23 protein-coding genes are annotated in these 19,114 nt (G+C 73.0%); 14 read left to right on the top strand and 9 right to left on the bottom strand.

The annotated features are described in order from the left end of the window. Positions 1-26: 26 nt before the first annotated feature. Together AB6L24_RS01540 and AB6L24_RS01535 are read left to right on the top strand one after the other, a co-directional pair. Positions 27-710, top strand: coding sequence for a TetR/AcrR family transcriptional regulator (locus tag AB6L24_RS01540; protein WP_405651103.1), 684 nt, complete (start codon positions 27-29; stop codon positions 708-710). A gap of 85 nt (positions 711-795) precedes the next feature. Further along, complete coding sequence (locus AB6L24_RS01535) at positions 796-1,596, top strand: inositol monophosphatase family protein (protein WP_405651101.1); 801 nt, start codon at positions 796-798, stop codon at positions 1,594-1,596. 17 nt (positions 1,597-1,613) lie between these two features. On the opposite strand, the gene AB6L24_RS01530 is transcribed toward AB6L24_RS01535, so the two are convergent. Next, positions 1,614-2,069, bottom strand: a complete 456-nt coding sequence (locus AB6L24_RS01530) for a MarR family winged helix-turn-helix transcriptional regulator (RefSeq protein ID WP_405651098.1) — start codon at positions 2,067-2,069, stop codon at positions 1,614-1,616. A 92-nt stretch (positions 2,070-2,161) separates the two neighbouring features. Between AB6L24_RS01530 and AB6L24_RS01525 the strand changes: the two genes are divergently transcribed. After that, positions 2,162-3,025 (top strand): alpha/beta fold hydrolase, encoded by an 864-nt coding sequence (locus tag AB6L24_RS01525; protein WP_405651096.1) that lies wholly within the window; start codon positions 2,162-2,164, stop codon positions 3,023-3,025. A gap of 130 nt (positions 3,026-3,155) precedes the next feature. Here the strand turns inward: AB6L24_RS01525 and AB6L24_RS01520 are convergent, their stop codons facing one another. After that, positions 3,156-3,890, bottom strand: a complete 735-nt coding sequence (locus AB6L24_RS01520) for an alpha/beta hydrolase (RefSeq protein ID WP_405651094.1) — start codon at positions 3,888-3,890, stop codon at positions 3,156-3,158. Positions 3,891-4,350: 460 nt separating this feature from the next. On the opposite strand from AB6L24_RS01520, the gene AB6L24_RS01515 reads away from it, so the two are divergent. Continuing rightward, positions 4,351-5,694: a glycoside hydrolase family 5 protein gene (locus tag AB6L24_RS01515; protein WP_405656993.1), complete on the top strand. Its 1,344-nt coding sequence runs from the start codon at positions 4,351-4,353 to the stop codon at positions 5,692-5,694. Positions 5,695-5,757: 63 nt separating this feature from the next. Here the strand turns inward: AB6L24_RS01515 and AB6L24_RS01510 are convergent, their stop codons facing one another. The 3 genes from AB6L24_RS01510 to AB6L24_RS01500 form a co-directional block, all read right to left on the bottom strand. Further along, the gene (locus tag AB6L24_RS01510) at positions 5,758-5,946 is read right to left on the bottom strand and encodes a DUF4236 domain-containing protein (RefSeq protein WP_033263707.1); all 189 of its coding nucleotides are present in this window, start codon (positions 5,944-5,946) and stop codon (positions 5,758-5,760) included. Between the two features lie 133 nt (positions 5,947-6,079). Beyond that, positions 6,080-6,607 carry a hypothetical protein gene (locus AB6L24_RS01505; RefSeq protein WP_405651092.1) on the bottom strand — a complete coding sequence of 176 codons (528 nt, stop codon included), beginning with the start codon at positions 6,605-6,607 and terminating at the stop codon, positions 6,080-6,082. Positions 6,608-6,777: 170 nt separating this feature from the next. Beyond that, a complete protein-coding gene (locus AB6L24_RS01500; protein WP_405651090.1) occupies positions 6,778-7,101 on the bottom strand; it encodes a hypothetical protein in 324 nt (107 codons plus the stop codon). Between the two features lie 188 nt (positions 7,102-7,289). On the opposite strand from AB6L24_RS01500, the gene AB6L24_RS01495 reads away from it, so the two are divergent. Then, positions 7,290-7,742 carry a GNAT family N-acetyltransferase gene (locus tag AB6L24_RS01495; RefSeq protein WP_405651088.1) on the top strand — a complete coding sequence of 151 codons (453 nt, stop codon included), beginning with the start codon at positions 7,290-7,292 and terminating at the stop codon, positions 7,740-7,742. Between the two features lie 73 nt (positions 7,743-7,815). Further along, positions 7,816-8,133, top strand: coding sequence for a hypothetical protein (locus tag AB6L24_RS01490; protein ID WP_405651086.1), 318 nt, complete (start codon positions 7,816-7,818; stop codon positions 8,131-8,133). A 6-nt stretch (positions 8,134-8,139) separates the two neighbouring features. Here the strand turns inward: AB6L24_RS01490 and AB6L24_RS01485 are convergent, their stop codons facing one another. Continuing rightward, a complete protein-coding gene (locus AB6L24_RS01485; RefSeq protein WP_405651084.1) occupies positions 8,140-8,865 on the bottom strand; it encodes a Sir2 family NAD-dependent protein deacetylase in 726 nt (241 codons plus the stop codon). Between the two features lie 205 nt (positions 8,866-9,070). On the opposite strand from AB6L24_RS01485, the gene AB6L24_RS01480 reads away from it, so the two are divergent. From AB6L24_RS01480 to AB6L24_RS01470, 3 genes are all read left to right on the top strand, one after another. After that, entirely contained in the window at positions 9,071-9,721 is a 651-nt protein-coding gene (locus AB6L24_RS01480) for an HD domain-containing protein (RefSeq protein ID WP_405651081.1), read from the top strand. Then, positions 9,709-10,773 carry a GlxA family transcriptional regulator gene (locus tag AB6L24_RS01475; RefSeq protein ID WP_405651079.1) on the top strand — a complete coding sequence of 355 codons (1,065 nt, stop codon included), beginning with the start codon at positions 9,709-9,711 and terminating at the stop codon, positions 10,771-10,773. Before AB6L24_RS01480 ends, AB6L24_RS01475 begins: the two co-directional genes overlap by 13 nt. A gap of 83 nt (positions 10,774-10,856) precedes the next feature. Continuing rightward, complete coding sequence (locus AB6L24_RS01470) at positions 10,857-11,243, top strand: hypothetical protein (RefSeq protein WP_405651077.1); 387 nt, start codon at positions 10,857-10,859, stop codon at positions 11,241-11,243. A 147-nt stretch (positions 11,244-11,390) separates the two neighbouring features. Here the strand turns inward: AB6L24_RS01470 and AB6L24_RS01465 are convergent, their stop codons facing one another. Then, positions 11,391-12,428 carry a LacI family DNA-binding transcriptional regulator gene (locus AB6L24_RS01465; RefSeq protein ID WP_405651075.1) on the bottom strand — a complete coding sequence of 346 codons (1,038 nt, stop codon included), beginning with the start codon at positions 12,426-12,428 and terminating at the stop codon, positions 11,391-11,393. Positions 12,429-12,670: 242 nt separating this feature from the next. Between AB6L24_RS01465 and AB6L24_RS01460 the strand changes: the two genes are divergently transcribed. Genes AB6L24_RS01460 through AB6L24_RS01440 form a run of 5 tightly spaced genes read left to right on the top strand, consistent with a single transcriptional unit; the run spans position 12,671 to position 17,196 of the window. Then, positions 12,671-13,705: an ABC transporter substrate-binding protein gene (locus AB6L24_RS01460; RefSeq protein WP_405651073.1), complete on the top strand. Its 1,035-nt coding sequence runs from the start codon at positions 12,671-12,673 to the stop codon at positions 13,703-13,705. Continuing rightward, positions 13,702-14,586, top strand: a complete 885-nt coding sequence (locus AB6L24_RS01455; RefSeq protein WP_405651071.1) for an ABC transporter permease — start codon at positions 13,702-13,704, stop codon at positions 14,584-14,586. The genes AB6L24_RS01460 and AB6L24_RS01455 overlap by 4 nt, the downstream gene beginning before the upstream one ends. Beyond that, positions 14,583-15,377: an ABC transporter ATP-binding protein gene (locus AB6L24_RS01450; RefSeq protein WP_405651069.1), complete on the top strand. Its 795-nt coding sequence runs from the start codon at positions 14,583-14,585 to the stop codon at positions 15,375-15,377. The genes AB6L24_RS01455 and AB6L24_RS01450 overlap by 4 nt, the downstream gene beginning before the upstream one ends. After that, a complete protein-coding gene (locus AB6L24_RS01445; RefSeq protein WP_405651067.1) occupies positions 15,374-16,150 on the top strand; it encodes an ABC transporter permease in 777 nt (258 codons plus the stop codon). The genes AB6L24_RS01450 and AB6L24_RS01445 overlap by 4 nt, the downstream gene beginning before the upstream one ends. Continuing rightward, positions 16,147-17,196: an amidohydrolase family protein gene (locus tag AB6L24_RS01440; protein WP_405651065.1), complete on the top strand. Its 1,050-nt coding sequence runs from the start codon at positions 16,147-16,149 to the stop codon at positions 17,194-17,196. Before AB6L24_RS01445 ends, AB6L24_RS01440 begins: the two co-directional genes overlap by 4 nt. Here AB6L24_RS01440 and AB6L24_RS01435 read toward each other — a convergent pair. Then, positions 17,186-18,070, bottom strand: a complete 885-nt coding sequence (locus AB6L24_RS01435; protein ID WP_405651063.1) for a fructosamine kinase family protein — start codon at positions 18,068-18,070, stop codon at positions 17,186-17,188. The two genes, AB6L24_RS01440 and AB6L24_RS01435, sit on opposite strands and share 11 nt — an antisense overlap. Before the next feature lie 94 nt (positions 18,071-18,164). After that, positions 18,165-19,088, bottom strand: a complete 924-nt coding sequence (locus tag AB6L24_RS01430; protein ID WP_405651061.1) for a class I SAM-dependent methyltransferase — start codon at positions 19,086-19,088, stop codon at positions 18,165-18,167. Positions 19,089-19,114: the final 26 nt, after the last annotated feature.

Genomic DNA, 19,114 nt, shown 5'->3' with positions numbered 1-19,114 from the left:
TCAAGGGGAGCGATCGGGAGGTACGCATGCCTCAGCCGGGCAAGGGGCGGCGCGGGACTCGGGCGCGCACGCCGCTGAGCCGTGAGCGGGTGATCCGTGCGGCGGTGGCGATCGCCGACGAGAAGGGCTCGGCGGCGCTCACCATGCGGGCCGTCGCCGCACCGCTGGGCGTCGAGGCGATGTCGCTCTACCACCACGTCGCGGGGCGGGAGGACGTCCTCGACGGCATGGTGGACGTGGTGTTCGGCGAGATCGACCTGCCGCCGGACGGCATGGACTGGAAGAGCGCCATGCGCCACCGCGCGGAGTCCGCCCGCGCCGCGCTCCGGCGCCACCCCTGGGCCGTCGCCCTGATGGACTCCCGGTCCCGGCCCGGCCCCGCGACCCTGCGCCACCACGACGCCGTCATCGGCGCGTTGCGCGCCGGAGGGTTCTCCGTCGCCATGACGGCGCACGCCTTCTCCCTGATCGACAGCTACCTGTACGGCTTCGTGATCCAGGAGTTGAGCCTGCCGTTCAACGGCTCGGCGGAACTGGGCGAGGTCGCGGGCGCCATCCTCGACGAGATGCCCGCGGACGCCTACCCCCACCTCACCGAGCTGGCCACCGAGCACGCCCTCAAGCCCGGATACGACTACGCCGACGAGTTCACCTTCGGCCTCACCCTCATCCTGGACGCCTTGCACCCGGACGAGAGCGCGAGGGCCTAGTCTCTCGGGGATCATCCCGTCGGCCGGCTCTGACCGGCTCTGACCGGCTCCGGTCGGGGCGGCGGGCGGCGATAGTCTGCTTGGCATGATCAACTCATATGTGGATTCAGCGGGTTCTGCGGATGTCGACGTCGCGACAGCCGGGGCGAGCGCCGGTGCGGACGTGGTGCGCACCCTGTACGGCCGGCGGCTCTCCCGGATCGACAAGGGTGAGGGGGACTTCGCGACCGCCGCCGACGTGCAGGCGGAGCAGGCGATCCTCGACGTCATCCGCGCCGCGCGGCCCGACGACGCGGTGCTCGGCGAGGAGAGCGGGCGGCACGGCGCCGACGACACCGCGCGCCGATGGCTGGTCGACCCCCTGTGCGGCACATTGAACTACGCCGTCGGCAACATGCTCGTCGCCGTCAACGTGGCGCTGCGCGACGGGGCGGCAGCGGTGGCCGACCCGTTCAGCGCCGAGGTGTTCCGCACCGACGGCACGTCCGCCTGGGTGCGGCAGGACGGCGTCGACACCCCGCTGGCGCCGACGCCCGCCACGCGGTTGGTGGACGTCAACCTGGACCCGCCGTTCCCGAGCGCCCCCGGTTTCCGGGCCGTCGACCTGCTGGCCCACCCCGACTTCGGCGGGCGGTTCCGGCCGCGGGTCGTGTCCACGACGCTGGCGCTGGCGTGGGTCGCGGCGGGCAGGCGGGCCGCGTACGTCACCGACGGCGGCGACCTGTCGGGGAGCGTGCACTTCGCGGCCGGGATCGCCCTGTGCCGGGCCGCGGGCTGCGTCGTCACCGGGGTCGACGGCGGCCCGGTCGGACGGGGTGGCCGCGGCCTCGTGGCGGCGGCGGACGCCGAGACCCATGGGCTGCTGATGTCGATGATCCGCGGCTGAGGCGGACGCCGGACGCCTCAGCGCCGCCCGGCGATCGTCGCCTCGATGCCGGTGAGCGCGGCGAGCTGCTCCCGGGACAGCAGCGCGGCGAAGTGCCGGTGCACGGACGCCAGGTAGGCGGGGGTCGCCTCGTCGAGAGCCGCCTGCCCGGCGGAGGTCAACAGGACGTCGTCGCCGCGGCCGTCGCGCTCGCACGGTTCACGGGCGACGAGGCCGCGGCGCTCCATGCGGCCGAGGTGCCGTGACAGGCGGCTGTGCGCCCAGTGCAGATGGGCGGCGAGGAGGCTGACGCGGATGCAGGTGTCGGCGGACGCGAGCGCCGTCACGGCGGCCAGGACGTCGTAGTCGGCCATGGACAGGCCCGTGTCCTGCTCCAGGTCGCGGGCGACCTCCGCGTCGATGAGCAGGGGCAGCGCCCGGTAGGCGTGCCAGGCGGCGAGGGCGTCGGGTGCGGGCCGGTGACTCGGGGGCATGGGGCCAGTCTAACGAAGTTCGTGACATGTAACGGAGGCGTCCGCTAGCATCTCCGTTACACGTAACGAACATGACGGGAAGGCGGCACCCCATGCGCGGCACCGAACACCTCATCCGGACCAACGGCGTCGAACTGTGCGCGGAGACCTTCGGCGACCCCGCCGACGTGCCGCTCCTGCTCATCCACGGCGCGGGCCACTCGATGCAGGCCTGGGACGAGGAGTTCGTCCTGCGCCTCGTCGCCGGTGGCAGACATGTGATCCGCTACGACAGCCGCGACGCGGGCCGCTCCACCGGCTACCCCGCGGGCAAGCCGCCGTACGACCTGCGGGCCCTGGTCGCCGACGCCGCCGGGCTGCTCGACGGGTTCCGTCTGCCGTCGGCCGAGATCGTGGGCATGTCCCAGGGCGCCGCTGTCGCGCAGCTGCTCGCCCTCGACCACCCGGACCGGGTCGCCGCCCTCGCCCTCGCGTCCTCGACGCCCGGCGGGCCGGGGCACGACCAGTCCGACCTGCCGCCCATCTCCGAGGCGCTCCTCGCGGTCTTCGCCGAGGAGGCGGCGGAGCCGGACTGGGACGACCGGGCCGCCGTCGTCGAGTATCTCGTCGAGGGCGAGCGGCCCTTCGCGGCCCGGTCGCGCCCCTTCGACACCGACGCCGTGCGCGCCCAGGCGGAGCGGCTCGTCGACCACGCGCGCGACATCGCGGCGCAGGTCACGAACCCCTACCTGCTCGACGCCGGAGAGCCGTGGCGGGACCGCCTGGGCGCGATCACGGCGCCGACGCTCGTCCTGCACGGCACCGAGGACCCGCTGTTCCCGCTGGAGCACGGGCGTGCCCTTGCCGCCGAGATCCCGGGTGCCAGGTTCCTCGCCATGGAGCAGACCGGCCACGAGGTGTTCCCGCGCGCGGTGTGGGACGAGGTCGTTCCGGCGCTGCTCGCGAACGGGCGCTGACGCGATCGGGGTGGTCGTGCGGCTGCCGCGACCCGCGTGCCGCTCGTCGAGGAGGGCCCGGGCCTGTCCTCGACGAGCGGCACGCGGGCCGATCCCAGCTACCGTCCGCTGCCGCTCGGGCGGCCCGGCATCACTTCAGATGCCGGTTGAAGAACTGGCCCGCGGCGTCCCCCGCGAACTGCGGGACGCCGGTGTGCCCGCCCATGTTGGCGTTCAGGGTCTTCTCCCGGGAGCCGAAGGCGTCGAACAGGTCCAGTGCCGCCTGCCGGTCGTTGCCTTCGTCGTCCCACTGCAGCAGGACGTGCAGCGGAATGGTGACCCGGCGGGCCTCCTCGAACATGGCGCGGGGGATGAAACTCCCCGCGAACAGAACGGCGGCCGAGATGCGCGGCTCGACCACCGCGAGGCGGGTCCCGATGGAGATCACTCCGCCCGAGTACCCGACCGGGCCGCCGATCTCGGGCAGCGAGAGGAGGGCGTCGAGGGCGGCCTGCCATTCGGGGACCGCACGCTCGACCAGGGGGAGGATGAGCGCGTCGATGATCTCGTCACCGACCGGCTCGCCGGCCCCCATCGCCCGGCGCAGGTCGGCGACGGCCTGTTCGGCGGCGGGCCAACGGGGGCGGTCGCCGCTTCCGGGCAGCTCGATGGTGGCCGTGGCGTAGCCGTGGGCCGCGGAGTGCAGGGCCCGGGCCGCCAGCCGGGGGTACATCTTGCGCAGCCCGAGCGGAGGAGGGCTGAGCAGGATCAGCGGCGCCGGTGCGGATGCGGGTCCGGGTGTCCACAGGATGCCGGGGATCTCGCCGAGGGTGAATTCGCGTTCGAGGACGCCGTCGTCGAGGCGCTGCTCGGAGGTGAAGTGCACGGTCGTGCCTTTCGGGAGGCTCAGGAACGGCGCTCCCGGACGACCTGTCGCCCGACCGTGACCCCGGAGGGGAGCACCCATGTCGATTCTGCGTTCACGGGTACCACCTCCTCGTTCTCTCGCACGGCCTCCCGGAAGGTAGCAGCGGTCGCCGTGGCCCGCCAACGGGTTTTCGGCGGCGGCTGCGTGGCGAGCCAGGGCCCGCGACGCCCGGCGACAGCCCGATGCGCGACCGGCTGGATCAGAGCGGTCCGATACGGAGGTGCGCGTCGTAGGCTCGTGCGCCATGGGTGAACCCTCGTGCGTCCTGGGGAAGAGTCCGCGCGTCCTGGGCGGGCACCGCACGCACCGCCTGGGCCTGATGGCCCTGGTCGTGTTGATCGTCGGCGCGCTGCTGGGCGCGGGCATGGCACCGGAAGCCCCGCACAGGGCTGATGGGCGCGACGATTCAACTCGCGCGATGGACAAGGGAGATGGAGCCGCAGTCCGGAGAGTCGGCGACATTCCCCGCCTCACCGACGACCGCGGCCGCACCCTCACCCTGCGCGGCTGGAACGTCGAGGACAAGCAGCACACCGGCGAGGACGCCCTCAGCGCCATCACCGAACGGCACTTCGCCGATCTGCGCGCACGCGGCTTCAACTTCGCCCGCCTCCTTGTCTTCTGGGACGACCTGGAGCCGCGGCGCGGCCGGTACAGCGAGTCGTACCTGCGCAAGATCCGCCGGATCCTCGACTGGGCGCACCGGTACGGGATCCACGTCGTCATCGACGCCCACCAGGACGTGTTCGGGCCCGCGTTCGGCCACCGCGGCATCCCGGAGTGGGCGACCCGCACCGACGGCCTGCCCTTCACGCCGCACCCCGACGACTGGTTCTCCGAGTACTTCGAGCCCGCCGTCCAGCGCGCCTTCACCCACCTCTACGAGGACGCGGACCTGCGGCGCGCCCAGGAACGCATGTGGCGCCTCCTGGCCGACCGCTTCGGCACGCACCCAGCGGTCCTCGGCTACGACTTGATCAACGAGCCGATGGGGGAGCTGCGCGCAGGCGAGGACCTGGCGGGAGCCGCCCGCCGCATCGAGGCCACACACCTCACCCCCATGTACAACCGCCTCGCCGACGCGATCCGCACCCGGGACCGCTCGAACTGGCTGTTCGTCGAGCCGACCCCGATCGTCGGCGAAGGCGTGCCCACCGGCCTCGGCCGCGTCCACGACCAACGGGTCGTGTACGCCCCGCACTTCTACAACACCGCCATGGAGGCGGGCGCCGACTACGACCCCGCCGCGGGCTGGATCACGGCGTACGAGAACGCCGTCACCGCCTACCCGCGCGAACAGTCCATCCCGGTCGTCGTGGGGGAGTGGGGCCCGCTGAACAGCGGCCTGCCGAACATGCGCCGCTTCCACGACGAAGCGCTCGCCTCCTTCACCCGCTACTCGTCGGGGTGGGCGGCCTACGTCTGGTGCCGCGGCGGCGGCTACTGCGCCCTCGACCGCGAAGGACGCTTCCGTACGAACAAGGAGCGCACCGCCACGCCGTACGCCCCCGCGGTCGCGGGCGCCGTGCGGGCCGAGGGCCACGACGCGGAACGCGGCACGTACCGCCTCGCCTACCGGGCGGCCGAGCGGCCCGGCGTCAGCGTGCTGTCCCTGCCGCCGAGCACCACCGGCTGGCGGATCACCGTGTCGGGCCGCGCGGCGTGGGTCAGCGCGCGGAGCGTGCCGCCCGGGCGGGTGCGGCAGGTGTGGGTGGGGGCGCCCGGCGGTACCGACGTGGTCGTGACGGTACGGCCGGGCTGAGGCGTCACCGCCGGGAGCGGGCTCCCGGCGGTGACGCCTTCCCCTGCGCGGTGGCGCCCGCGCTCAGTGGCGGTGGTGGTCGCGCCGGACGTGGATCGACCCCGGCAGGTTCAACGACGACGAACGCCGTCCGTCGGAGTTGATGGTGTGGTGCCCGCGCCTCCCGCCCACCGTGATCGACCACTTGCGGCCGTTGATGTGCACGCGGACGCCCGGCAGCACCCGGAACGACTTGCGGAACGTGATGGACATGGTCGACTCCTCGAACTCCCCTGACCGGCCGGGGACTTGGCCCCGGGCCGGTGCATACCCCGTCCCGAACACCCTCGCGCACGCCCCCCGGACTGACGGGTTCCCTCCGGATCCCGTAGCCAGTCCGTGACAATCAGTACTGTCCGTCGACGGGGATCCAGCCGGACCAGGTCTCGGGCTGGTAGAACTTGCCGTTGCCGCCGTCGTAGCGCATGACGCGCAGGCGCACTTTCCCGTTCTCGCTGTAGTCCTTGTTGCAGGTCGCCCAGGTGTCCGCGCCGAGCTTGTTGATGCAGACCGCGGCGGGTCGGCCGTAGTCGGTGTAGACCCCGACGGCCGCGGACATGCCGTCCTTCTCCGTGTCGCGGGCCCAGACGATGTCACCGTTGTGCTGGAAGCAGCCCCGGGCGCCGTAGGCGGACGTCGTTCCGAGGCACGTGTCGGACGCGGCGGCGGCCTTCGGTCCTCCACCCGTGAACGGAACCGCGGCTTCGGGCGCCGGGGCGACCCCGTCGAGGATCTCCACGTTCGCCGGCATCTGCACTTCCTGGAGGCCGCCCGGCGGCTCCTCGGCCAGTGCCGGCGCCGCGGTGACGACCGAGGCGGCAAGCGCCGACGCACCTGCGAGAACGCTCAACCTCACACGCCAGTTCGCACCCATGATCCACTACCCCCGACCCCTGACCCCGGATGCGGGGTCACTGCTTCAATTGTGAACGAGCTGTGAGATTAATGGATCTTCGTGGGCGGGGGAAGGGGATTCTGATGTGCGAGAAGCCGCGCACGCGCGGGCGGGCGGTCAGGGCCGCGAGGTGACCTGCCGCCCCGCACTCACCGCATGACGGGCTCCCCGGCGGCCGGCTCGCCCTCGGTGCTCTCGGAGAACGACACGTCGAGGGCGCACTTCTCCGGGATCTCGGCCGCGGAGACCGCGCACTCCGTGACGTCCCGCCCCTCGATCCTCGGCCCGCCCGCCTGGGCCTTGCCCGTCTCGACGCGGCCCTTGAAGTCGTCCGCGGCGGCGGGCTTCCCAGGGGTGGAGGAACCGGTGCGCCGACCGGAGTCCGCGGCGTCCGACGAGGACGAACAGGCCGCCGCGCCGGCCGTGGCGCACAGGACGAGTGCGGCAGAGGCCGCGACGGTACGAACACGCATCAAGATCCCCCTACGCGGACGCTCAGGCATCCGGATCGTCAGTTGATCCACCATGCCACACCTGTGCGCAATCCCGGCCTGTGGGACAGGTGTTGAGGCATGGCCGTCGTGAGCCCGGCGTGCTCTCTGTGGCGGAGCGCACCAGAGCGGTAATACCTGAAAGGCCAGTGCGCCCTTATACTTCTCGGATGGGATCGACGATCATCAGACGCGCCGCCGGGCAGGACGCGGAGCGCCTCACAGCACTGGTCCAGGGGGCCGACGCCTACCGGGGGGCGTACGCCTCGATCATCTCCGACTACCACGTCACCCCCGACTACATCGCCCGGCACCAGGTCTTCGTGGCTGCCGACACGGACGGGCGGGTACTCGGCTTCTACGCCCTGGTCCTCGACCCCGCGGAGCTGGACTTGATCTTCGTGGCGGACGCGGCCCAGGGGAGGGGGATCGGCCGCCTCCTGGTGGCCCACATGACCGAGCAGGCGGCGAACGCCGGACTGAGCGACGTGCGTGTGGTCTCGCACCCGCCGGCCGAGAAGTTCTACCGACGCCTGGGCGCCGAGCGGGTGGGCACGGTGGCCCCGTCGCCGCCGAAGGTCGCCTGGGAGCGCCCGGAGCTGCGGTTCGTCATCGGTCGATGAGGGGCGGCTGTGGCTCCCGTGACCGCTTCGGCCGGGTGAACGTGCTGGTCGGGCGAGTTGTTAGGGTCCCGGCATGAAGCGGCTGAAGATCGAGATATCCGTCCCCGAGAGCCACGCGGAGGCCGTGATCGAGGCTCTCCACGCGGCCGGTGCGGGCCGCGTCGGCGAGTACGCGCGCTGTTCCAGCGTGTGGAAGGTGACCGGCAACTGGCAGGCGCTGCCCGGCTCGCGGCCGTACGACGGCGACGTGGGCGTCGTCCAGCACAGCGAGGAGTGCCGGATCGAATCGGTCTGCGAGCCGGACCGGGCCGCCGCCGTCCAGCAGGCGGTCCGCGAGGCCCATCCGTACGAGGAAGCGGTCATCCACTTCCTGCCCCTGTACGAGCCGTAGGCCGCCCTAGTCGGCGATCCGTGCCAGGAGCGCCGGCAGCGCCGTCCCGATCGGTTCGCGGACGACCTCGTCGGCCTGGTCGTCGTACGGAGTCGGCTCGGCGTTGACGATGATCAGGCGGGCGCCGTGCTCGGCGGCGCGGCCCGCGAGGGCTGCCGCGGGCTGCACCTGGAGGGTGGTGCCGACCGCGATGAACACGTCGCAGGCCTCGGCGATGGCCACGGCCTGGCCGAGGACCGCCGGGTCCAGACGCTCGCCGAACATCACCGTCGCGGACTTGAGGATCCCGCCGCACTCCAGACACGGCGGGTCGCTCTCGCCCGCCTCCACGCGGGCCAGCGCGTCCGTCATCGGGCCGCGCGCCCCGCACGCCGTGCACATCACCGTGCGGGCGGTGCCGTGCAGCTCCAGGACCTTGCGGTCGGGCATCCCCGCGAGCTGGTGCAGCCCGTCCACGTTCTGCGTGATGACGCGCACCGGCACCCCGGAGCGCTCCAGGGCGGTCACCGCGTGGTGCGCCACGTTGGGCTCCGCCTGGAGGGTCCGGTTGGCGCGCCGCATCTGCCATGAACGGCGCCTGATCTCCGGGTCGCCCATGTAGTACTCGTACGTCACGAGCTTCTCGGCCTCGGGGTCGCGCCGCCACAGGCCCTGAGGGCCGCGGTAGTCCGGGATGCCGGAGTCCGTGGAGATGCCGGCTCCGCTGAGAAGGGCGATGAGGGGCTTGCTCATGGCGTCGAGCCTAGGCCGGGGATCCCGGTCCGGGCCACGGGATTTGCGGGGGCGAGGGCGCGCCCCGGCGCACCGGGGCGATGTCCTCATCTGTGGGATACCTGGCGGGACCGCCATGGCGCCGCCCGTCGGCCGACGTGATCCTTGAGGTACCGAGAGGGACACAGTGGTCGCAGGAGAGGCGGGCGGAGACGTGGACGTGGACATGAGGGCGAGTGCCGTGGGGGCGGGCGTGGACGTGGTGGTTCCCGACACGCGGGTGGCTCGGGAGGCCACCGAGCTGATCCGTGACACCACCGGAGAGTTGATCTACCACCACTCGCGCCGGGTGTACTTCTTCGGCGCCCTGCAGGGCCGCAACCGCGGCCTGAGCTTCGACCCCGAGCTGCTGTACGTCGCCGCGATGTTCCACGACGTGGGCCTCGGCGAGGGCGCGCGCCACAGCGGCCGGCGGTTCGAGGTGGACGGCGCGGAGGAGGCGAAGCGGTTCCTGCGGGGGCACGGGCTGCCCGAGGACAGCGTCCGGCGGGTGTGGACGGCCATCGCCCTGCACACCACGCCCGGCATCCCCGAGTTCATGGAACCGGAGGTCGCCCTCGTCACGGCGGGCGTGGAGTACGACGTGCTCGGCATCGGGTACGACGACATCCCCGCCGCCGACCGCGCCGCGATCGTGGCCCTGCACCCCCGCCCGGACTTCAAACGGCGGATCCTGGACGCGTTCACCGAAGGCATCCGCACCAAGCCGGAGACGACGTTCGGCAACGTGAAGGCGGACGTCCTCGCGGCCCACGTCCCCGGGTTCGAGCGGGGCGACTTCGTGCGGACCATCCTGGACTCGCCATGGGCGGAGTAGCCCGCGAGGGGAGGCCCGGCAGTGTCGGGAGGGCGGGGAGCGCCAGGAAGCGCCGCCACGTCGTCGTCCTCATCGCCTTCGACGGCGTGCAGCTCCTCGACGTGAGCGGCCCCGCCGAGGTCCTCACCACGGCCAACTCCTACGGCGCCCGCTACGACCTGCACGTCGTCTCCCCGACCGGACACGACGTCCGTACCTCGTCGGGGGTGCGCGTCGGCGTCGACGGCTCCCCGGCCCAACTGCCGCGCCGCGTCGACACCTTGGTCGTCCCCGGCCGCCGCGACTGGCGGCGGGCGGTCGCCGACACCGACCTCGTCCACCTGACCGCCGCGCTCGCCGCCCGCGCCCCCCGGGTCACCTCCGTGTGCGCGGGGGCGTTCGTCCTGGCCGAGGCCGGACTCCTGGACGGCCGCCGCGCGGCCACGCACTGGGAGCTGGCCCGGGAGCTGGCCGCCGCCTACCCGCGGGTGCGGGTCGCGGCGGACCCGCTGTTCGTCAGGGACGGGCCCGTCGTGACCTCGGCCGGTGTGACGGCGGGCATCGACCTGGCCCTCGCCCTGGTCGAGGACGACCACGGCGCGCACCTCGCCCGCGACGTCGCCCGTCAACTCGTCGTCTTCATGGCCAGGCCCGGCGGCCAGTCGCAGTTCAGCAAGCGCCTGGCACCGGAGCCCTCCGAGAAGACGGTCGTGCGCCGCGTCATGGACACCGTCACCGCCGACCCCACGGACGACCACAGCCTCGACTCGCTGGCCCGGCAGGCGGGAGTGAGCGCCCGGCACCTGGGCCGTCTCTTCCGCGCCGAGACCGGCATGACGCCCGGGCAGTACGTCGAAGCCGTACGCCTCGAAGCAGCCCGGGCATTGCTGGAGGCGGGGCCCGACACCGTCGAAGAGGTCGCCCGGCGCGCCGGGTTCGGCTCGTCGGAGTCGCTGCGCCGGGTGTTCCAGCAGCACTTGGGGGTCGCGCCGACCGCGTACCGGGCCCGGTTCCGCACGACCGGGGGCGAGACGCGAACAGAAGTTCGCCCGGAACGGGGTGCGACAGCGTGATCCGGGGGTATGCGTGGATCATGCTCGTCGCTGTTCGCGGTGGCGGGCACCTGTCTCGGCGGCCCCACAACAGGAGGCGACCCATGAACGAGCACTACGCTCTCCACCAGCTTCTGCACCTCGTCGACCGCAGCGAGCAGCACGCCATACGTCCTGACGAGGCCGCCGAACTCCGCGCCGCGATACGCGCGCTCTACGCCCGCCCCGCCGCCGATCGCGACATCGTCCTGCACCGGCGCATGACCAAGGCGGTGGAGGCGGCCGTCGACGACTACCGCGAGCTGACCTGTCAGTGGACCGAGGCGGACGGCAGCACCCAGGAGATCGCCCGCAGGGCCACGGCTGCCGCGTTCGGCGCGGTCCGGGCCGTGGTGCCGATCGACGAAGAGCCCCGTAAGGCCGTTCCCGGCGGGCTGGGGGTCGTGGTGGCGGACGGCGTGGGCAAGAAGGTGCAGCGGGTGCCCGCTTAGAGGTCCTGACAGGGCAGTTGATCGTGGCGGCTGGCGGCTGGCGGCTGGCGGGCGGTGGATGTCGGCTCGTCCGCTCGCTTGTCGCCAGCCGTCACGATCGTTCGATCCGTCCGGCCACGGGTGCGGCGGCTGACCGGCCGTCCTGCTTCAGGCGTCGGCCCGTCGGGTCGTGGTCTCCCTGGCGACGAGGCGATGGCTGAGCACGGTCGTCGCCGGGGCGTCCGTGGCGCCGGTGCCCCCGTCGTGTGCCGCACCGGCGCGCGCGGCGGTGTCGATGATGTGCCGGGCGGCCAGGGAACCCATCTCGTACAGCGGCAGACTCACCGTGGTCAGGCCCACGAACTCCGCGACCCGCAGATCGTCCATGCCCGCCACGGAGATCTCCCGCGGCACGTCGATGCCCGCCTGGCGCAGGGCGCTCAGCGCGCCGACGGCGACCTCGTCGTTGGCCGCGAGGATGGCGTCGGGGAGGGGGCGGCGGGCGATGATCCGCAGGGTGGCGGCGTGCCCGGCCTGGTGGTTGAAGCCGCCGGGGTGGCAGTGCGCGCTCCCGGTGAGGCCGGCGTCGGCCATGCGGGACAGGAAGCCCTCGCGACGGTGCTCGCTGACCGTCATGCCGGGTGGCCCCTCGATGAACGCGATGTGCCGGTGCCCCAGTGAGACGAGGTGGTCGGTGATGTCGTGCGCCACGGCGCGGTTGTCCACGACCACGGACGGACAGCCCAGGTCGCGCACGGCCAGGGAGACCGCGTGCAGGCCTTCCTCCTGGGCGCGGCGCACGGCCTTGACCAGGTTCGGCGCCTGCGGGTCGTCGACGTGCCCGCTGCCCGCGAAGACGACGCCCGCGGCGCGGTAGTCCCGCATGGCCCGCAGTCGGCTGATCTCCGTGGTGGTGCGCCGGTCCACGTTGGACAGCATCGTCACGTAACCGGCGCGGGTCGCCATGTCGTCCACGCCGCGGGCGATGACGGAGAAGTACGGGTTGTCGATGTCGCTCACCAGGACGCCCACGAGGCGGCTGTGCGGCGAGACCATGGCGCGGGCGAGGGCGCTGGGCGAGTACTCCAGGCGCTCCGCGGCCTCCATGACCTTGGCGCGGGTCTTGGCCGAGATGGGATGGTTCGCCCCGCTGAGCACGCGCGACGCCGTGGAGACGGCCACGCCCGCCGCTCGGGCGACTTCCACCAGTGAACTCACACACCACCGTCCAGAGTTGTGCCGAGGCATTCGGGAAACGTTTGCCCTTCAGGATTCCAACATGGCACATGAGCTGGCGTGTTGGCAATCCGCAGGCCCAACGCCTCGCTTTTCACCGGGTGTTGTCTCTTGACGGACTGGAGGGGCGGGTGTCTAGCATCCCGGGGCAAGGCATACGTTTGCCTAACCGATGACCTCGGGGAACCGAGGCGGCACCAAGGGGGATGGTCATGCGCACCTGGACCCGGACCACGGCCTGGGCGGCCTGGACGCGTACGAAACGATGCACCGCCACCGCGGTCTTATGTGTCGCGGCCATGGCGGCGACCGCCTGCGGCAGCGGCACGGGCACCGAGACCCGCGCGGACGGGACGCTGTCGTTCACCGTGGCGGTCGTCGAGCCGGACATCACGATCGTGCCGTTCCTGGCGGCCGTGGACGCCGTCCGGCGCCAGGGGCACGACGTCGACGTAGTGGAGCTCGCGGCGCCCGAACTGGCCATCGAGGGACTCGCGTTGGGGGACTACGCGATCTCGGCCGAGGCGACGGGACCGGCGCTGAGCGCCATCGAGCAGGACGCCCCCATCAAGATCATCGCCGATGTCGTCGGCAACCAGTGGGCGCTCTACGGCCGCCCCGGCGTCACGTCCTGCGACGACCTCGACCAGCGCCCCTTCGGGATCTTCAGCGCGGGAGCGGTCGCGACCGCCATGGCCAAGGACTGGGTGCGCACGCACTGCGGCGCGGACCGGCGCCCCCGCTATCTGACGCTCGGCGGCTCGGACGTGCGCGCGCAGGCCCTCGCCGCGGGGGAGATCGACGCGACGCCGCTGGAGGTCGCCGACGCCGTCGCTCTGGGGTCCTCCCCGGAACCGGGCGCCGCCGGCCTCACCAAGCTCGCCGACTTCGCCAGGACCCTGCCCGACCTGCACCCGCAGACCGTCTACGCCAACGCGGACTTCCTCGCCGACCACCGCGAGGTGTCCCAGGCGTTCGTCACGGCCCTGGTGCGCGAGCACGCCCGGATCAACGCCCGCCCGGGGCACCTGGAACGGCTGGTGCGCCGCTACCTCCCCCAGGAGGACGAGGCCGACGTGGCCCGCGTCGCCGAGCGGTACCGCGCGGCGCGGCTCTTCGACGCCGGGGCCCTCACCCCGCGCAACGTGCAGGGAACCATCGACTTCTTCGCCCGCGCCGGTGTGATCGGGCGTGGCATGTCCGCACGCGACGCGGCCGACCTCAGCTTCCTCAGGGCCGCGTCATGACGGCCACGACCACGAAGGCGACCCCCCGCACGGGGCGCGGACGCGTCAGGACGCAGGCGGGCCCCCGCACCACGCGGCGGCCGGGACCGCTGCGGCGGTGCCTGGAGCGGAAACTGCCCTACCAGCTCCTGACGTTCGCGCTCTTCGCCACGGCCTGGGAGCTCTACGCCCGCGCCCGGGGCGGCCTGCTGCTCCCCGGCTTCACCGAGACGCTCCGCGCCACCGTCGCACTGCTCGGCGACGCGGAGCTGTGGCGCGCCCTGTACGTCAGCAACCAGGCCCTGGTGCTCGGCTTCGGCCTCGCCGTCGTCGTCGGTGTCCCGGTCGGCACCGCGCTCGGCCGGTTCCGGCTCCTGGAGCGGTACGCGGACGTCTACCTGAACATCCTGCTGGTGACCCCGGTGGCCGCGGTCATCCCGCTCCTGGTGATGTCGTTCGGCGTCGGCCTCGCCTCCCGGGTCGCGCTCGTCGCGGCCTTCGCGGTCGTCATGGTGATCGTGAACAGCCGTGCGGGCGTACGGCAGGTGGACCCGGCGCTGATCGAGATGGCCCGCTCGTTCGGTGCCGGCGAACGCTGGATCTGGCGGTGGGTGCTGCTGCCCGGCGCCCTGCCCGCGATCATGACGGGCCTGCGCCTCGGTCTCGGCCGCGCCGTCACCGGCATGGTCCTGGTCGAACTCCTCATGGTCTCCGACGGGTTGGGCGGGCTGATCCTCACCTACCGCGGCCTGCTCAAGGCGCCGCCGCTCTACGGCACCATCGCGATCATCCTCGCCGAGGCGCTGCTCCTGGTGACCGCGGCGCACTGGGCCGAACGCAGGCTGACCCGCTGGGCCCGCACCCCCAAGTCCCCTCCGTACCCGGCAAGGAGCACCCGATGATCACCGTCGACGGACTGACCAAGAGCTTCACCGTGCGGGACGGCACCTCTGTGCGGGCCCTGAGCGACGTGGGCCTCGACGTGGCCGAGAACGAGTTCCTGACCGTCCTCGGCCCCAGCGGCTGCGGCAAGACCACCCTGCTCAGGGCCATCGCCGGGCTCGTGCCCTGGGACGAGGGCGACATCCTCGTCGACGGCGTCCCGGTGCGCGGGCCCGGACCCGACCGGAGCATGGTCTTCCAGAACTTCGCGCTGCTGCCGTGGGCGACCGTCCTGGACAACGTCGCCTTCGGCCTGCGCGTGCGCGGCGTCGGCCGGGCCGAGCGCACCGAACGCGCCCGCGCGCTGCTCGCCACGGTGGGACTCGCGGACTGCGCGGCCAAGCTGCCCGGCGAGCTGTCCGGCGGCATGCAGCAGCGCGTCGGCATCGCCCGTGCTCTCGCCGTACGCCCCCGTGTGCTCCTCATGGACGAGCCGTTCGGGGCGGTGGACGAACAGACGCGGCGGCTCCTGCAGGAGGAACTCCTGTCCCTGTGGGAGGAGCAGCGGCTGACCGTCGTGTTCATCACCCACAGCATGGAGGAGGCCGTCCTCCTCGGTGACCGCGTCGCGCTGATGAGCGCCCGCCCGGGACGGATCGCCGAGATCGTGCCGGTGCGGCTGCCCCGGCCGCGGGCGCGCGACGTCGGAGGCGTGGCGCGCTCCGGGGAGTACGGCGAGCTCACGGGCTATCTGTGGGAGCGGCTGCGCGCGATGCACGCCGAGCACCGGCCGGAGAGGGCGGCCTCATGAACGCCCGGTCCGCATGGCGGCGCGTGCCCGCGGCGCCCGTCAGCCTCGGGGTCGGCGCCGTGGTCTGGGAGGTGGCCGGGCGGACGGCACAGGCGTCGTCGCTGCCGCCCCTGAGCCGGGTGCTCGACCGGCTCGTCGCACTGTGCCGTGAGGGCCTGATCTTCAGCAGCCTGGCCGACAGCCTGCTCAGTCTCGCCCTGGGCCTGGCCGTCTCCCTCACCGCCGGGCTCGTCGTCGGCACCGCCATGGGCTGCTCGCGCCGAGTCGACGCGGCCCTCGGCAGCTACGTCCACGCCCTGCTGAGTGCCCCCTCCCTCGTCTTCGCGCCGGTGTTCTTCTCGCTGCTCGGGGCGGGGCGGGCCTCGGTCGTGGCGGTGGTGGTGATGTACGCCGTCTTCATCGTCATCGTCACCACGGAGGCCGCCGTGCGGTCCGTGCCCGCGCATCTGGTGGAGATGGCGCGGTCGTACGGCGCGAGTGAACGCCAGGTGCTGCTGCGCGTGGCGCTGCCCGCCGCCGCACCCATGATCATGACCGGGGTGCGGCTCGGCGTCGGCCGCGCCGTCACCGGCATGATCAACGGCGAGATGTTCATCGCCGTGGTCGGCCTCGGCCACCTCGTGACCGAGGCGGGCGGCCGCTTCGACAGCGCGAGCGTGCTGGCCGTGCTCCTGGTCGTCGTCGCCGTCGCCCTGGGGGCCCTGGCCCTGGTCCAGGCCGTCGACCGCAAGATCACCCACTGGGTTCCCCGGACCGCGAGGAGCGAACGATGAAACTCGACGCCTACAGCCACATCCTGCCCCGGCGCTACTTCGCGCGGATGCGCGAACTCGCCGTCGACACCGCCGCCCTCAAACGCTGGCTGGAGCTTGACGCGCTGCACGACCTCGACGCACGCCTGCGGATGATGGACGAGTTCGGCGACGGCTACCAGCAGGTCCTCACGCTGTCGTCACCGCCGATCGAACGCCTCGCCGCCCCGCACGAGTCCCCGGCGCTCGCCCGCCTGGCCAACGAGTCACTGCACGAGCTGTGCGCACGGCACCCCGACCGCTTCCCGGCCTTCGTCGCGTCGCTGCCGCTCAACAACCCGGACGCGGCACTCGCCGAACTCGCCCACGCTCTCGACGACCTCGGTGCCCGGGGCGTGCAGCTCTTCACCAATGTCGGCGGCAAGCCGCTGGACGCCCCCGAGTTCCGGGGAATCCTCGCCGAGATGGCCCGGCGGGACCTGCCCGTCTGGCTGCACCCCGCCCGCGGCGCCGCCTTCGCCGACTACGCCACCGAGGACACCTCGCGGTACGAGATCTGGTGGGCGCTCGGCTGGCCGTACGAGACGAGTGCCGCCATGGCCCGGCTCGTCTTCTCCGGCCTGCTCGAACAGCACCCGACCATCAAGATCATCACCCATCATCTGGGCGCCATGATCCCCTTCCTCGAAGGGCGGATCGGACTCGGCTGGGGCGACCAGCTCGGCAGCCGCACCGCGGGCGGGGACCTCGCGCACCTGCGCGAAACGGCGCTGCCGCACCCGCCACTGGAGTACTTCCGCCGCTTCTACGCCGACACGGCCCTGTCGGGCTCCGCCAGCGGCATCCGGTGCGGCCTCGACTTCTTCGGGGCCGACCACGTCCTGTTCGGCACGGACTGCCCCTTCGACCCCGAGGGCGGCCCCGGCTTCATCCGCGGGACGATCCGCGCCCTGGACACGCTCGACCTCACGGACGCCGACCGCGCACGGATCTACCACGGCAACATCCTGCGCCTGATGCGGCTGCCCGATCCGGTGACCACGCGGCCCGGGCGGGTCAGGTCGTGAGCGCGGCCCGTGCCACTGCGACGGCCTGCTCGGCGTAGCCCCGGCCGAACAGCACGGCGTGCACCAGGAGAGGGAAGAGCTGGTGCACGCCGACGCGTTCGCGCCAGCCGTCGGCGAGCGGTGCCGCCTGCTGGTAGCCGTCCCGTACGTCGTCGAGGTGCGGGCAGCCGAACAGGTCGAGCATGGCGAGGTCGGTCTCCCGGTGGCCGCCGTGCGCGGCCGGGTCGATCAGCCAGGCCTGCCCGTCGGCGGACCACAGGACGTTGCCGTGCCACAGGTCGCCGTGCAGCCGGGCGGGCGGCTCGGCGGGCCCGGCGAGTTCGGGCAGCCGTGCGCAGACCCGCTCGACCAGGTCCGCCTCGGCCGGGCGCACGGTCCCGTCGTCGACGGCGCGCCGCAGGTAGGGGAGCACGCGGTGCTCGGCGTACCAGCGCGGCCAGTCGTCGCCGGTGACGTTCCGCAGGGGGGCGAGTCCGATGTACGCGTCCTCGGGGCCGTCGGGTGGCGGCGCGCCGAACGCGGGGGCGCCGCAGGCGTGCAGGGCCGCGAGGTCGCGGCCGAGGCGGACGGCCGCCCGGGCGGAGGGCGTGCCCGGCGGGACGCGGTCGGTCACCAGCCAGCGCCGGTCGTGCCCGCGCACGGCCGGGATCCGCACCGTGCCGGACGCGGCGAGCCAGCGCAGCCCGGCCGCCTCGGCCCGCACCGCGCCCGGCGCGTCGGCGCGCTTGACGACGACCGACTGCCCGCCGTCGAGGGCGACTTCGGTGAGCGCGCCGGAGAGCGGATGCTGTCCGGTCGCGGCGCGTCCGGTGAGGCGGGCGGCCGCGGCCGCCGGGCTCTCGGCCGGGTGGTCGGGCTCTGCCTGGGGTGTCACCTCGTCGAGTCCCTTTCGGTGCGGGCGAGTCGGGGCGGAGCGGGCCGGGGGCGGTGGCCGGGCCGTGGTTCCGTCGGCGTCCGGCCGCCGCGCCCTACGCGGCCGGGTGAGGCGCCGTCAGCGGGTCCAGCACGGTTTCCGGAGTGGCTGTCGAGCGGGTGCGACGGGCCGCCCAGACGGTGCGCTCGGTGCGTACGGCGAGGTCGTCGCGCCGCAGGATGCTGTACGGGCTCGCGGTGTCGAGCAGTTCGTCGAGTGCTGCGAGGTCCTCGGGGTCGAGCGCCGGTGCCGCGGCGCCGCGGACGCGCCGCAGACTGCCGTGGGCGTAGCGGCCGATGGCTGCGCTGCGGTCGCCCGGGACGTCGACGGTGAGGGTGCGCCGGTCCTCGACGGTGAACCCGGCGGCGGTGAGCATCGGTCCCCAGTCGGCGCCGCGGTGCGGGACGTGCTCGGCGTGGAAGCTGTCGGTCGCCCTGTGGCAGCGTTCCTCGAGACCGGGGCGGTGCTCGGGGGTGTCGGCGGGCAGGAAGCGGGGGAAGCCGTCCAGCTCAACGACGGCGAACAGGCCACCCGGGGCGAGCAGGTCATGAACACTGGCCAGGGCCCGGTCGGGGCGGGCCATGTGGTGCATCGAGGCCGAGGCCCACACCAGGTCCGGCGTTCCGAGGTCGGGCCAGTCGGCGGCGTCGAGGTCGGCCTGCACGGTGCGCACGCGCTCCTCCACCCCACGGGCGCAGGCCTTCTCGCGCAGGTGCTGCAGATGCCCGGCCGAGGTGTCGACGGCGGTGACGTGCGCCTCCGGGAAGCGCTCCAGGAGTGCGAAGGTGCCCGCCCCCGTGCCGCAGCCCAGATCCACGATCCGGCGCGGCGCGGTCCGCAGCGGCAGCCAGGCCGTGATGAACGCGATGTGTTCGGCGAGCACCTCGGCGTCCAGGTCGAGGATCTCCGCCTGGCCGTCGTCGTGCGCCTGGTGGTGGCCGCCTTCGCCGTGAGGGGCGTGCTGGTGGGTCTGGGTCATGGCGACACCGTAGGACGCTCATGCGT

It is taken from the genome of Streptomyces sp. RK9 (assembly GCF_045070545.1).
Lineage (GTDB): Bacteria > Actinomycetota > Actinomycetes > Streptomycetales > Streptomycetaceae > Streptomyces > Streptomyces alboflavus.
This window is presented reverse-complemented; position numbering and strand designations above follow the sequence as displayed.

Bases quoted from the DNA above. Each gene is read 5' to 3' on its own strand.
- AB6L24_RS01540 (WP_405651103.1), top strand. From the start codon at position 27: ATGCCTCAGCCGGGCAAGGGGCGGCGCGGGACTCGGGCGCGCACGCCG.
- AB6L24_RS01535 (WP_405651101.1), top strand. From the start codon at position 796: ATGATCAACTCATATGTGGATTCAGCGGGTTCTGCGGATGTCGACGTC.
- AB6L24_RS01530 (WP_405651098.1), bottom strand. From the start codon at position 2,069: ATGCCCCCGAGTCACCGGCCCGCACCCGACGCCCTCGCCGCCTGGCAC.
- AB6L24_RS01525 (WP_405651096.1), top strand. From the start codon at position 2,162: ATGCGCGGCACCGAACACCTCATCCGGACCAACGGCGTCGAACTGTGC.
- AB6L24_RS01515 (WP_405656993.1), top strand. From the start codon at position 4,351: ATGGACAAGGGAGATGGAGCCGCAGTCCGGAGAGTCGGCGACATTCCC.
- AB6L24_RS01510 (WP_033263707.1), bottom strand. From the start codon at position 5,946: ATGTCCATCACGTTCCGCAAGTCGTTCCGGGTGCTGCCGGGCGTCCGC.
- AB6L24_RS01505 (WP_405651092.1), bottom strand. From the start codon at position 6,607: ATGGGTGCGAACTGGCGTGTGAGGTTGAGCGTTCTCGCAGGTGCGTCG.
- AB6L24_RS01500 (WP_405651090.1), bottom strand. From the start codon at position 7,101: ATGCGTGTTCGTACCGTCGCGGCCTCTGCCGCACTCGTCCTGTGCGCC.
- AB6L24_RS01495 (WP_405651088.1), top strand. From the start codon at position 7,290: ATGGGATCGACGATCATCAGACGCGCCGCCGGGCAGGACGCGGAGCGC.
- AB6L24_RS01490 (WP_405651086.1), top strand. From the start codon at position 7,816: ATGAAGCGGCTGAAGATCGAGATATCCGTCCCCGAGAGCCACGCGGAG.
- AB6L24_RS01485 (WP_405651084.1), bottom strand. From the start codon at position 8,865: ATGAGCAAGCCCCTCATCGCCCTTCTCAGCGGAGCCGGCATCTCCACG.
- AB6L24_RS01480 (WP_405651081.1), top strand. From the start codon at position 9,071: ATGAGGGCGAGTGCCGTGGGGGCGGGCGTGGACGTGGTGGTTCCCGAC.
- AB6L24_RS01475 (WP_405651079.1), top strand. From the start codon at position 9,709: ATGGGCGGAGTAGCCCGCGAGGGGAGGCCCGGCAGTGTCGGGAGGGCG.
- AB6L24_RS01470 (WP_405651077.1), top strand. From the start codon at position 10,857: ATGAACGAGCACTACGCTCTCCACCAGCTTCTGCACCTCGTCGACCGC.
- AB6L24_RS01460 (WP_405651073.1), top strand. From the start codon at position 12,671: ATGCGCACCTGGACCCGGACCACGGCCTGGGCGGCCTGGACGCGTACG.
- AB6L24_RS01455 (WP_405651071.1), top strand. From the start codon at position 13,702: ATGACGGCCACGACCACGAAGGCGACCCCCCGCACGGGGCGCGGACGC.
- AB6L24_RS01450 (WP_405651069.1), top strand. From the start codon at position 14,583: ATGATCACCGTCGACGGACTGACCAAGAGCTTCACCGTGCGGGACGGC.
- AB6L24_RS01445 (WP_405651067.1), top strand. From the start codon at position 15,374: ATGAACGCCCGGTCCGCATGGCGGCGCGTGCCCGCGGCGCCCGTCAGC.
- AB6L24_RS01440 (WP_405651065.1), top strand. From the start codon at position 16,147: ATGAAACTCGACGCCTACAGCCACATCCTGCCCCGGCGCTACTTCGCG.
- AB6L24_RS01430 (WP_405651061.1), bottom strand. From the start codon at position 19,088: ATGACCCAGACCCACCAGCACGCCCCTCACGGCGAAGGCGGCCACCAC.